Source organism: Streptomyces yaizuensis, assembly GCF_034961445.1.
Classification (GTDB): Bacteria; Actinomycetota; Actinomycetes; order Streptomycetales; family Streptomycetaceae; genus Streptomyces; species Streptomyces yaizuensis.
The window spans coordinates 1-12,300 of sequence record NZ_BSBI01000016.1 but is presented as its reverse complement, the minus strand read 5'-3'; the positions used below and the strand labels follow the sequence as shown (position 1 = coordinate 12,300).

The 12,300-nt window shown below is 73.7% G+C and carries 9 protein-coding genes; 4 read left to right on the top strand and 5 right to left on the bottom strand.

What is annotated here, in order from left to right; all coding sequences use genetic code 11:
- Positions 1-99: 99 nt before the first annotated feature.
- A complete protein-coding gene (casB, locus tag SYYSPA8_RS30945; RefSeq protein ID WP_323450718.1) occupies positions 100-861 on the bottom strand; it encodes a type I-E CRISPR-associated protein Cse2/CasB in 762 nt (253 codons plus the stop codon).
- A 94-nt stretch (positions 862-955) separates the two neighbouring features.
- Positions 956-5,572 (bottom strand): type I-E CRISPR-associated protein Cse1/CasA, encoded by a 4,617-nt coding sequence (casA, locus tag SYYSPA8_RS30940; protein WP_323450717.1) that lies wholly within the window; start codon positions 5,570-5,572, stop codon positions 956-958.
- Positions 5,573-6,108: 536 nt separating this feature from the next.
- On the opposite strand from casA, the gene SYYSPA8_RS30935 reads away from it, so the two are divergent.
- Both SYYSPA8_RS30935 and SYYSPA8_RS30930 read left to right on the top strand, forming a co-directional pair.
- Positions 6,109-6,492, top strand: coding sequence for a BlaI/MecI/CopY family transcriptional regulator (locus SYYSPA8_RS30935; protein ID WP_323450716.1), 384 nt, complete (start codon positions 6,109-6,111; stop codon positions 6,490-6,492).
- Positions 6,493-6,500: 8 nt separating this feature from the next.
- Positions 6,501-7,439, top strand: coding sequence for a M56 family metallopeptidase (locus tag SYYSPA8_RS30930; RefSeq protein ID WP_323450715.1), 939 nt, complete (start codon positions 6,501-6,503; stop codon positions 7,437-7,439).
- A 23-nt stretch (positions 7,440-7,462) separates the two neighbouring features.
- Here the strand turns inward: SYYSPA8_RS30930 and SYYSPA8_RS30925 are convergent, their stop codons facing one another.
- The 3 genes from SYYSPA8_RS30925 to SYYSPA8_RS30915 all read right to left on the bottom strand — a co-directional run bounded on the left by SYYSPA8_RS30925 (position 7,463) and on the right by SYYSPA8_RS30915 (position 9,107).
- Positions 7,463-7,732: a GlsB/YeaQ/YmgE family stress response membrane protein gene (locus tag SYYSPA8_RS30925; protein ID WP_323450714.1), complete on the bottom strand. Its 270-nt coding sequence runs from the start codon at positions 7,730-7,732 to the stop codon at positions 7,463-7,465.
- 55 nt (positions 7,733-7,787) lie between these two features.
- The gene (locus tag SYYSPA8_RS30920; RefSeq protein WP_323450713.1) at positions 7,788-8,786 is read right to left on the bottom strand and encodes a sporulation protein; all 999 of its coding nucleotides are present in this window, start codon (positions 8,784-8,786) and stop codon (positions 7,788-7,790) included.
- A 102-nt stretch (positions 8,787-8,888) separates the two neighbouring features.
- Positions 8,889-9,107: a hypothetical protein gene (locus SYYSPA8_RS30915; RefSeq protein WP_323450712.1), complete on the bottom strand. Its 219-nt coding sequence runs from the start codon at positions 9,105-9,107 to the stop codon at positions 8,889-8,891.
- Positions 9,108-9,515: 408 nt separating this feature from the next.
- Here SYYSPA8_RS30915 and SYYSPA8_RS30910 point away from each other — a divergent pair, with 408 nt between their 5' ends.
- On the top strand, positions 9,516-10,856 hold the full coding sequence (locus SYYSPA8_RS30910; protein WP_323450711.1) for a hemolysin family protein: 1,341 nt from the start codon (positions 9,516-9,518) through the stop codon (positions 10,854-10,856).
- Complete coding sequence (locus tag SYYSPA8_RS30905) at positions 10,853-11,866, top strand: hemolysin family protein (protein WP_323450710.1); 1,014 nt, start codon at positions 10,853-10,855, stop codon at positions 11,864-11,866. The genes SYYSPA8_RS30910 and SYYSPA8_RS30905 overlap by 4 nt, the downstream gene beginning before the upstream one ends.
- Positions 11,867-12,300 lie beyond the last annotated feature (434 nt).

The following is a 12,300-nucleotide window of genomic DNA, read 5'->3' as shown; positions in this document are numbered from 1 at the left end:
CTCAGTTCCTTTTCATGGGCTGCATGGGCTGCATGGGCGGTACAGGCGGTACGGGGTGAAGTCGCAGGGCGGCCGGTGACGCGGGCAGGCGGGACGTGGCTACTCGCCGGACCTGTCGTCGTCCGGGTCGTCGGGGCCGATATCCCTGTCGAAGGCGTCCGCTCCACCGGCGTCTCCGGCGCGGGACGCGCTCCCGCGCCGGGGAGCGGCGAGGTGGAACTCCCGTCCCCATTCCCGGCGCACCACGGCGCGCCCCGACGGCACCTGCCAGCGGTAGAGCTGATCCGCGAGCCGCCCGTAGTCGAGGGGGACCTGCCCGTCGCGGAGCAGCAGCACGATCTCCCGGAGCCGGACCGCCACCGAGGCGATGGTGTCGGCCGTGCCCACGCGGACGAGCCGCTTGCGGAGGGGGTCGTCCGGCCGTTCCTCGCTCCCGCCCCCGGGGCTCCCCTTCTTCTGCATGAGGGTGCGGACCGCGCCGCCCAGGGTCGCTCCGCGCTGGTGCATGCCGCTGTCGCGCAGGGAGCGCTGGTGCAGGGACCAGAGGGTGACGGCGAGGTAGACGGCCTCCTCGGCGTGTTCGCGGCGTACGCCCGTCGTGTCGTCGCCCAGGATGTCGGCCAGTTCGTCCAGGCCGCCCATGCCCCAGTGGTCCTGGAGCGTGTGCGCGGTACGGCCGGCTCCGCGCCGCAGCCGGGCCAGCTCGGCGACGGCGGCCGGATTGTCCTGGCGGTAGCCGAGTTGGAGCCGTGAGACGCAGCGGTCGGCGGCCCGTCCGGGCTGCTCCAGAGGGCGCCGGTAGGCGGTGGGGGGCGCGGCAGCGGGTCCGGTCGGCTCGGGCGGCTGGTCAGTGGTGGTCATACCGTGTGCTCCGTCACGTGATGGTCGCGAGTCGCGGGTCGCGGGGCGCGGGTCGCGGGATCGCAGAGTCGGGATCGCCGAGGGGTACGGCACGTCAGCGCGGCGCCGGGGGCGCCGGATCGGCCGTCGGATCGGCCGTCGGCAGGATCTTGTTGATCCGGGTTCTGAACCACAGGTCCGCCCGTGCGTCGTCCACCCAGCGCCTGCCGACGCGAGGGAGGTCCACGAGCCGGCCTTCCGACGCGGCCGGGCCCGCCGAGTCGAGCAGTCTGCGGGCGAGCCGGTGGACGGCCGGCCGTACCACCGTCGACTGCCACGCGGTGCGGGCGGCCACGGGGTCGTCGGTCTCCCCGAGGGTCCTCAGCCACTGCCGGTAGGGGCCGTCCAGGGCGCCGAATCCCAGGTCCCGGGCGGATTCCGTCGCCGGTGCCGGATCCGAACCGGCCGCCAGCGCCAGATGGCCCGCGAGCTGCCCCAGCGCTCCGACCGCCTGCTCGGCGTCGGCGACGGCGGCGACGGCGGCGCCCCCGTGCAGGGCCCGGCCCTCGTGCAGCAGGACGACCGGCAGCGTGATCCCGTCGTCGATCACCTCGTCCACCACGGACTGCTGGGTGCCGTACACGGCCCCGACCAGGCGGGTACGGATGAGGGAGCGCTCGGGCAGAACCCCCTCGCTGGTCAGGAGGGCGAGCCACTTCACCACGCCTGCCGGGAGGGTCGTCGGGGTGCCCCGGCCGGTGCCGTCCGACGCGGAGTGCTGGGCGAACAGCAGGGAGGCGAGCCCCCGCCAGGCGGCACGCGTGGGGTCGTGCTGGCGCGGCATGTAGACCAGCGGACGGCCCTGCTTCTTCTCCTGCGCGGGGCTGCGCCGCCAGCCCGACATGGGCTCCTTCCGCCACCGGTCGTGCGCGGCGAGCGCGTCGCCGTAGCCGAGGACGACACCCGTGACCTCGCCGTCCTCGGTGTGCAGCAGCATCCGGCGGGACTGCCAGGTGTAGAGGTCGCGCGGGCCGGACGGCCGGACGGCCTCCGGGTCCGCCGGCACCGGGCCGGGGCCCGGCGGCTCCTCACGGCGCCAGACCGGCAGGTCCTTGCGGCGGTCGACGGTCAGGATGTCCTCGTCGGTGGGGATCAGGTTCAGCAGCAGCGTCTCGCGCAGGGTCTGTCCCTCCGCGAGGACGCCCCCGAGATTGCCCGCCCAGCCGACGCCCTGCGGATAGACCTTGCCGCCTCTGGCCCGCTCGTCCCCGGCCATCCCCGATTTGATCCCCGACGGGTCGAAGGCGTGGGTGTGCACCAGCCACCGGGCCGCTTCGGCGAGGCTCAGCCGGTCCACTCCGGGCCGGCGCATCGCGAAGAACGGTTCCCCGTTGGGTACGTCGGCGACGATCCGGTTCAGGGAGGCCACCTCGTTCTTCTCCGTGTGCAGTCCGGCCACTTGGAAGAAGGGGTGCTTCGCGTGCAGCAGGTCGAAGCGGTCGCGGTGCCGGGCGAGATATTCCGGTACGGCCGCGAAGGGGTCCTCCGCCTGCCACAGCTCCTCCCAGTCCTCCAGCTCGCCCGGGCCGTCCAGGGCGTCGTGGAGAATCGCCAGGAGCAGCCTGATCAGCGCGAACTCCTGTGTGGGGAGATCCCCCACCAGGCGTCTCGACTCCCGTGCCCGCGCGAAGACGTCCAGGATCGACAACTCCTCGGTGGTGCCGTCGAGGAGCTGTACCGGCAGCCACGGCCGGGAGATCAGGTCGAAAGAGTGCGGCACGGGATCGGCCACCTTCGCTTCCGGTGCGCCTTCGGACATCACCCGCAGTCCGTCGGCACGGCTGTAGTGGAGTTCAAAGCCTGACAGACGGGTCTGACAATCCGTGTCGAGCACGAGCAGCAACTCGCCCGCCAGCCAAGGGCATTCCTTGACCTGCCAGGCCGGGACGACGAATCGCTCCAGCTCGGCGATGGTCCGTTCGATCACCCAGGGTTTACAGAACTGCCAGGGCAGGGTCAGCGCGCTCGCGGCGACGGCCTCGGCGGCCCACCGTGCCGGAGGCGTGTGCTCCGGCAGTTCCAGCCCGCCCCTGCCGCCGTCAAGCCATTCGACGGTGGTCAGCCGGCCGTCCCGCTGCCGCTGGACGACCAGTACCTCCAGGCTCTCGTCGCTGTCCCGCACCTGGGCCCGGCCGGCGGGGGTGTCGTCGGCGTCGCCCACCTGCGCGTCCAGCCAGCCGATCACCGCACGTCCCGCCCTGCGGACCGGTCCCAGCCGGAAGGTGTCCGCCCGTTCCCGTTTCTCCGCGAGTCCGGTGAGGTAGTGGCGGCGGGCGTCGTCCAGCGCGGCCGCCCAGTGCTCCGGGCCGACCGGAGCGTCCCCGTACGCGGCCTGGACCAGCGGACTGATGTGGTCCGGCAGGACGAGCGGTACGCCGTCGAGATGCGGGCCGAGGACGGCGAGCGCCCTCAGCAGGGTGTGCGGCCCCTGGTAGACGCCGACCGACCCGCGTACCGGCTCGGGCGGGTCGGCCCGCCAGTCGGTACCGGTGACCAGGCAGCGGGCCCGCGCCAGCCCGCGTGGGCGCTTGCGCGGATGGCGGTGCAGCCTGCCGATGCGCTGGAGCATCAGGTCCACGGGGGCGAGGTCCGTCACCAGGAGATCGAAGTCGATGTCCAGGGACTGTTCGACCACCTGGCTGGCCACGACGACGTGCGGTCCGGTGGGGCGGTCCCCGCCGGGCCCGAAGCGCTCCCGCAGCCGGACGTCGTTGGCGGCCCGGTCGGCCGCCAGGAACCGGGAGTGCGCCACGGTCACCGCGTCCGCGCCGAAGCGCTCCCGCAGTGCCGCCGCCGTCGCGAGGACCCGGTCGACGGTGTTGCGGACGACCAGCGCGCAGCCGCCGTGGCGCAGCTCCCGCTCCAAACGGTCGGCGAGGACAGCGGGATCGTCGTCCACGCGTTCCAGGGCCACTTCGGTGCGGCGGCCGGAGGCGGGTGCCGGGCGCGCCGTCGAGATCTCCGGGCCGGGGGCGGCGGCGGTGATCAGCGGATACGCGTCGTCGGGCAGGTCCAGGGCGTCGCCGACCTCCCCGGCGTCCGCGCCCGCGTACGCGGCGGCCAGCTCGCGTCTGCGGGCGGCGGGCAGGGTCGCGGAGAGCAGCACCACGGGGACCCGGTACGCCGACAGCCATTCCAGGACGCGGTCGAGGTAGGCGTTCATATAGGCGTCGTAGGCGTGGACCTCGTCGATGATGACGACCTTGCCCGCGACCGCCAGATGCCGCAGGGCCAGATGGCGGCTCTTGAGCCCGGCGAAGAGCACCTGGTCGACGGTTCCCACCGCGAACGACGCCAGCAGGGCCTTCTTCCGGCCGCGCAGCCACTGGTGGGCGTGGAGTCCCGAGGGGGCTGCCCGCCGGGTCGCTGCCGCGCCCGTGTCCGCCATCGAGTCGGGACTGTCCGGTTCGACGGCCGCGATCGTGCGGTGGCCGATGCGCAGCAGCCCCGCCCAGACCTGGTTGAGCGCCGCCTTCGCATGGGCCAGGACGATCGACCGGGGGCCGTCCGCCGGCATGCGGTCGAGCCAGCCGGTCAGGCGGGGGAACATGGCGTCCGCCGTGGCCCGGGTCGGCAGCGCCAGCAGAACGCCGCCGGCGCCGGTCCGGGCGGCCAGGATCTCCGCCGCCGCGAAGGCCGCTTCCGTCTTGCCCTCGCCCATCGGCGCCTCGATGATCAGCAGCCCGGCGGCGGGCATCCGCCGGGCCGTCCGTACGGCTTCCTCCTGCACCGGCCGGATCCGGGCACCGGCCGGCAGGTCGAAGCGCGCCGCGAACAACTCGGCCGCCGAACCGGCGGGTTCCTCCGGTGTCCACGGCCCGGGCAGGTCGAGACCGGCCCAGGCGGCCGCGAGCCGCCGCGCCTCGCCCGCCGGGCCGGGGGGCGACCAGGAGGACGGGTCGTACGGGAACAGCTCGGACGAGCTCGCGATCCAGTCGGAGACGATCACCACGGCGGTGAGGACGACCTGCGCCGTCTGCGGCAGCCGGACTCCTTCCCAGTGCGGCAGCCGCTCCTCCACGCCGGCCGTCCGGGCGCAGAAGTCCAGCAGCTCGTACTGGACGGAACGCCAGACCTCCTCGGCGGGGCCGGGGGTGCGGAGCAGCCGGGGATGCAACCGGAGGTCGTTGATCTGCTGGTGGTCCGGGGGCGTGCCGTGGTGGCCGCCGGCCACGACCGCGAACTGTCCGCAGGCGCGCGCACTCCAGCCGAACCGCTGGGACAGCCACTCCTGGATCAGGAGGTGTCCGGCCAGGCCGTGGGGCGCCATCCGGCGATCCGTGCCGAACTGCTTCTGGTACGGCATGTCGAGCCCGGCGGCGCGCATCCGGTCCGCGAGGCCGTCGACCTGGCAGGCGAACGCGGGGGTGGCCTTCCCGGTGTCGTGGGAGGCGGCGAGGAAGACGGTCAGGAGCCGCGCGTCCGCCGCACCGCCGGGGAGGGCCTCCGCGACGAGGTCCTTGACGTGGGCGGGCAGCCACACGTCCCACAGCTTTCCGGCGGTGGCGGCGCTGTCGGCCATGTGCCGCCAGAGCGGCAGCCACTGCTCGGTGGGGCGGTCGTGCTTGCCCCAGGCCCGCCGGGCGGCGGTGGACAGCGACGGGAAGGGCGCCCCGGACGAAGTCCCGGGAAGGGCAGGAAGACGGTCTCGGCTGTTCGGTGCGTGCGGCATGACTGTGCTGGGCCCCCACCAGGCTGCGATGTGCCGTACGGGCCGGGGACGGACCGTACGCGTTCCGGACGATGTCGTCGGCGCGTCAGGCCGGCTGTGGGCGGTACGGGACCCAGGGCCGCGTCGCGGGACCGACGTGGTCCCGTCGAGCGTCCTGGGTACGACCGTTCACCATGCTGTGCTCCTGAGGGTGTCGCGCCGGCCGGGCGGAGGGCAGGCCTCCACCCGGTGCGACGCGGGCGGGAGTGCGGCGCTGGACGACGAGGCCACGTGCCGCGACTGCCAGCAACATAGCTCTCCCGCGCGCGAGTTGGCGGCGCTTTCGCCCGGATCGGAGGGACGGTCCGGGCGATCGGCGCGGTCCGCGTGGGTCACCGCGTTCCCACCTCCCGCGCGATCACCCGAACGGGTGAAGAGGGGACTGTCGTACGGCCACCCGGCCGGGCGGGCGACCGCGCGCCCTTGCGCGAGCCCGCTGGCTAGGATGAATCGTCCCCGTGACCGGCTCGGGGCCAGACGGCGTGGAAGGAGACGGGGTGAGGGAGCGGGACGGCGGGCGGCGGCGGGCGCAGGGGGAGTTGGAGGCGCAGGTCGTGGCCGCGCTGCGGGAGGCCGGGGAGCCGGTCGGGACGGCGTGGGTGCAGGAGCGGCTCGGTGGGTCCCTCGCGTATACGACCGTCATCACCATCCTGACGCGGCTGCTCGCCAAGGGCGTCGTGACGCGGGAGAAAGCGGGCCGGTCCTTCGTCTGGACGCCCGTCGCCGACGAGGCCGGGCTCGCCGCGCTGCGGATGCGCAAGGTGCTGGACGGCGAGAGCGACCGTGAGGCCGTGCTCGCCCGGTTCGTGACCGGGCTGCCGCCGCGTGACGAGCAGGTGTTGCGGGAGCTGCTGGAGCACGCCGGGGAATCGGAGGAGTAGCGCCGCTCATGGGGGTCTTCGTCTTCCTGCCGCTGGTGCTGCCGCTGACGGCGTGGCCGATCGCCCGGCTGGCGGAGCAGCATCTCCACCCCCGGGCCGCGACCTGGCTGCTGTCCGCCGTCGCCGGGGTGCTGGCCGTGTGCAGCACCCTGTGTCTGGCGCTGCTGATGGTCGTCGGCACCGCGCAGCTGCCCGGGAATCCGCTGCCCGACGGCTGGTCGGACGAGGAGGTGCGCGCGGCGGTCCCCTACGACGAGGTGGCGGGGAAGGCCGCCATTCCGGCGCTCGTCGCCGTGGTGGTCGCGGGGGCGCGGGTGGTGTGGCGGCACCACCGGATACGGCGGCGGGCGGAGCGCGCGCTGTCGGGGCTGCGGGGCACGTCCGTCGCGGTCCTGCCCGACCCGCTGCCGTACGCGTACGCGCTGCCGGGCGAGCGGGACCGGGTCGTGGTGTCCACCGGGCTGCTGGCGGCGCTGGGCCCGGCGGAGCGGCGGGCCGTCTTCGCGCACGAGCGGGCCCATCTCACCGGCCGCCACCACCGGTTTCTGCTGGTCGTGCAGGTGGCCGCGCGTGCCAATCCGTTTCTGCGGCCGCTGCGGACCGCCGTCACCTACACGGCGGAGCGGTGGGCCGACGAGGAGGCCGCCCGCGCGGTCGGCAGCCGCCGTACGGTCGCGCGCGCGATCGGCAGGTCCGCCCTGGTGTCCCGGGGCGCCCCGGTCGCCACGCTCGCGGGCTTCGCGGGTTTCGCGGCGGCCGGGCCCGTGCCGCGCCGGGTCGCCGCCCTGCTGCGGCCCGCCCCGGCCGGGGGGACCTGGCCGCCGGTCTTCACCACCGTGGGGCTCGCGGTGTGGGGCGCGGCCGCCGGTACGACCGCCTCCGCGCTCTCCTCCGCGAACTCGGCGGTCACCCTCTTCCTCATCCTCAAGGCCGCCACCCCCGTATGACCGGTACATCCGGTACGTCGGGCTCAGGCGCGGGTCCGTGACCGCGAGCGGTCCAGCGCCGCGACACCCACCGCCGCCAGGGCGATCTGGATGAGCCACTGGATCCAGTCGACGCCGCCGGTGTCCGCGACGCCGAGTGCGGCGGCGATCACGCTGCCGACGAGGGCGGCCACGATGCCCACGGCGATCGTCCACAGCAGGCCGACTCGCTGCCGGCCGGGCAGGGCGAGGCGGCCGAGTGCCCCGACGACGAGGCCGATCAGGAGGGCGCTGATGATTCCCGAGATCTCCATGACCCTCGGCTGCCCCGCCGTCGGCGATCCACGCCCGAAGCCCCCGGCCCCCGGGTCAGCCCTCGTCGTCCTCGCCCTCCCCCTCGAAGAAGTCGCCGACCTCGTCCACGACCTCCGCCGCCACCAGTCCCCCGGCCACACCCACCGCGACACCTACGGCTCCCGCCGCGACGACCGCCCCCATCCCGGGACCGGAACCGTGGCCGTGGCCGTGGCCGTGGCCGTGGGACGCATGCCCGTGCGGAACGTGACCGTCCGAGGCGTGGCCGTCCGAGGCGTGACCGCGTCCGGCGGTGACCTGGTCCAGCCAGGCGCCCACCACCTCCGTCCAGTCGCGGTGCGCCACCCCCTCGTGGCCGACGACCTGCCGATTGACCACGTCCTGACCGGCGGCGAAGAACCCGGCGGGCTTGTCCGCCTCCAGGATCACCTCGGTCTCGTCCGGGTGGGCGAGGAACGTCACCTCCAGCTCGTTCAGGACGTGCGCGTACCGGGGCCCGGCGGTCAGTTCGATCTCCTGGTAGAAGGGCAGCCGCTGGCCGGTGCCGTGGATACGGCCGTGTTCCAGGTCGGCGGAGCGGAAGCCGAAGCCGTGCCGCCCCAGGGCCTCCAGGACCGCTTCCTGTACGGGCAGCGGCGCCACGGCGAGGGGGTCGAGGTCGCCCTTGTCCCTCGCACCCGACACCGCCAGTTCCGTACGGACGCCGAGCCCGATGCCCAGCGGCTGCCCGTGCAGCTCGGTGACCGGGGTCTCCCACGGCAGGGTGACGCCGAACGGGACATCGCGGTGTTCACCGGCCGCGAGCCGGAAACCGCCGCCGACGGTGAAGCGGGCGAAGGACACCGTCCCCTCGCCCTCCCCGTCGCCGTACTCGGTCTCGACCCGGGCGACGAGTTCGAGGGTGATGTTCTCGATGTCGGCGTCGGTGCCGCCGCCCCGGAGCCGGACCTGTCCGGACAGGGTGCCGCCGGGCAGCACGGGGCCGGGGTCGAGGACCGTGTCCACCGTGGGCCCGCCCACACCGAGCGAGCCGAGCAGTCGTTTGAACACCATGGACGTTCACTCCTTGTCGCTGTCGCTTTGTCGCTGTGAATTCTGGAGATCCGAAGGGCCCGGCCGGCGCGGCGGCCGGCCGGGCGGATGACGAGGGTGCGGCTACCTCGCGGTGTCCAGGGCGGCCAGGCCCTGGGCCCACCGCACGTACTTCAGTCCGGCCAGTTCACGGACGGTGGTGACGCCGAACGCCTCCTTCAGCAGCTCCCCGTCGCGGTCGGAGACGCCCTTCAGCGCGGAGACGGGCGCGGCCAGGATGTCCGGCACGCTCCTGTCCGCCCATGCCTTGTCCAGCACCTTGTCCAGGTCGATCGAAGCCATGTGTGTCCTCCCGGAAGTCACGTAGTGCGAGGCGCGCACGTCGCCCGCTCCCCCCGGCGCGGGCATGGCCGTGCGCGGGGACGACCGGGAATATCCGGCACGCCCCTCGCGTTTTCTACACGCATGTAGAAGCATAGGGGCGGGCCCACGCACCGGAGTCGCTTGACGGCACACCCGGGGCAAAAGTCCGAAAACCAACCTCGACCGGGCATACCAACACCACCCGATCGAGGTGACTTTACGATCCCTTTACGATGGGTCCGGGGACAATCGTCTTCCCGCCCACCCCCCGGGGCCCGCACGGCCCCCCGACCGGACAAGGAGCAGCAGGCCCGCCATGGGTGAACCTCCCAGTACCAGCCGTGCCATGACCCGCCCGACGATCACCACGGGGACGGGGGTGGCACGGTGACCGAGACTCTCCTTCTGCTCCTCGCCCTCGCCCTCACCCTCGCCTGCGCGATCTTCGTGGCCGCCGAGTTCTCGCTGACCACCGTCGAGCGCGGCGAGCTGGAGCGGGCCGCCGAAGCGGGCGAGCGCGGCGCCGACAGCGCGCTGGCCGCCGTCCGCAAGCTGACCTTCCAGCTCTCCGGCGCCCAGCTCGGCATCACCGTGACCTCGCTCGTCATCGGCATGCTCGCCGAACCCTCCCTCGCCTCGCTCCTGCGCGGACCGCTGGAGCTCGCGGGCCTCGGCGGCGCGACCGGCACGATCGCCACCGTGCTCGGCGTGGCCCTCTCCACCGTCGTCCTCATGGTCATCGGCGAGCTGGTCCCCAAGAACTGGGCGATCTCCCGCCCGCTGGCCGTCGCCAAGGTCGTCGCCGGCCCGCAGCGCGGCTTCACCGCCGTCTTCGGCCCCTTCATCCGGCACCTCAACTCCACCGCCAACCGGTTCGTGCACCGCTTCGGCCTGGAGCCCGCCGAGGAGCTGGCGCACGCCCGCACCCCCGAGGAGCTGGTGGCCCTCGCCCGCCACTCCGCCGCCGAGGGCGCGATCGACGCGGACTCCGCCGAGCTGTTCGTCCGTACCCTGCACCTCGGCGAGCTGACCGCCGAGAACGTCATGACCCCCCGGGTCGACGTCCGGGCCCTGGAGGCGCGCGCCACCGCCGCCGACGCGGCGAACCTCACCTACGCCACCGGGCTCTCCCGGTTCCCCGTCTACCGCGACTCCCTCGACGCGGTCATCGGCACCGTCCACATCCGTGACGTCCTCGCCCTCGACGCGGACGCCCGGCCCCGCACCCCCGTCACCGAGCTGATCACCGCGCCGCTGCTGGTGCCCGACAGCCTGCCCGTCGACACCCTCCTCGCACGGCTGCGCGCCGCGCGGACCATGGCCGTCGTCATCGACGAGTACGGCGGCACCGCCGGCGTCGCCACCGTCGAGGACATCGTGGAGGAAGTCGTCGGCGAGGTCCGCGACGAGCACGACCCGCACGCCATCCCCGACCTCCTCGCCGCCCCCGCCACCGACGACGGCCGCGCCTGCTGGGAGGCCGACGGCGGCATCCGGCTCGACCAGCTCGCCGTCATCGGCCTGCCCGCGCCCCACGGCCCCTACGAGACCCTCGCCGGCCTCGTCGCCAACCGCCTCGAACGCATCCCCGAACCCGGAGACACCGTGCACCTCGACGGCTGGGACATCACCGTCCTCGACGTCGGCCACCACCGAGCCGAACGCGTCAACCTGACCGCGCCCGCCACCACCACGGTGGCCACCGCCGAGCGGGAGACCGCGCGATGACCACCGTTCAACTCCTCATCGGTGCCCTCACCCTGCTCACCAACGCGTTCTTCGTCGGCGGCGAGTTCGCCCTCATCTCCGTACGCCGCAGCCAGGTCGAACCCCTCGCCCAGCGCGGCGACAAGCGCGCCCGGCTCACCCTGTGGGGCATCGAGCACCTGTCGGCGACGATGGCCACCGCCCAGCTCGGCATCACCGTCTCCTCCCTGGTGCTCGGCGCGGTCGCCGAACCGGCCATCGCGCATCTGCTGGAGCCCCCTTTCGAGGCCATCGGCGTGCCCGGCGCGCTGATCCACCCCATCGCCTTCGTCATCGCCCTGACCCTCGCCACCTATCTCCACATGCTCTTCGGCGAGATGATCCCCAAGAACATCGCGCTCGCCGCGCCCGTGCCGACCGCGCTGCTGCTCGGCCCGCCCATGGTCGCGCTCACGCGCGCGATGCGGCCGGTGGTCTTCGGCCTCAACGCCATCGCCAACGTGCTGCTGCGGCTGCTGCGCGTCGAACCCAAGAACGAGGTCGCGTCCGTCTTCACCGACGACCAACTGGTCCGGCTCGTCGCCGACTCCAGCCAGGCCGGGCTGCTCGACCCCGCCGACGGGGAACGGCTGCGGGACGCCCTGGAACTCGGTACGCGGCCGGTCGGCGAGATCCTGGTTCCGCTCGACCGGATGGTCACCGTCGGTGAGGACGTCACCCCCGCCCTGCTGGAGCGGACCGCGACCGCCGCCGGATACTCCCGGCTGCCCGTCCTCGGCTCCGGCGGCGCCGTCCTCGGCTACCTGCACATCAAGGACGCCCTCGGCATCGCGGAACGGGACACCCCCTACCCGCGTTCGGCACTGCACCGGGTGGTGCCCGTACGCATCGACACGCCGCTCGACGACGCGCTGACCGCGATGCGGGCGCATGGGACGCATTTGGCGGCCGTGACCGGGGAGAAGAGTGGCGTGATCGGGTTCGCGACGATGGAGGACGTCCTCTCGGAACTGGTGGGCCAGGCGGGCTGACCCCTCCCCACCCGGGCCGGGTACGGGTTCGGCCTTGCGCAGTCCGCCAGCGTCGGTACGTGTGCGGTGCGCTCGCCCGGGGTTCCGGTGGCCCACCCGTGTCGGTACGGGGTCCCGCACCCTTCTTTTCCCCCGGCTCGGGGTACCGGCCGCCTTGGCTGGCTGCGTGGGTGGGGGGTGCAGGGTCGCCCCCGCAGGGGATCGGCGGTAAGTCCCGCTCGCGCTGACCGCAGGCCTTCGGTCCGCCGACCCCGAGGAGGTGAGCCCGGAGGCCCCCGCCAACCCGCACCACACCCGCACCCGGGACAGGCCGCACAAATCCAGCCTCGCCGACGATTACCCGGCAAAATCCAGCCTCGCCGGCGTTTGAGGCGCAGGGGTTCGGGGACTGGTCCCCGACGATGGCCCGCACACGGGGGGGTGTTTCGCCTGGG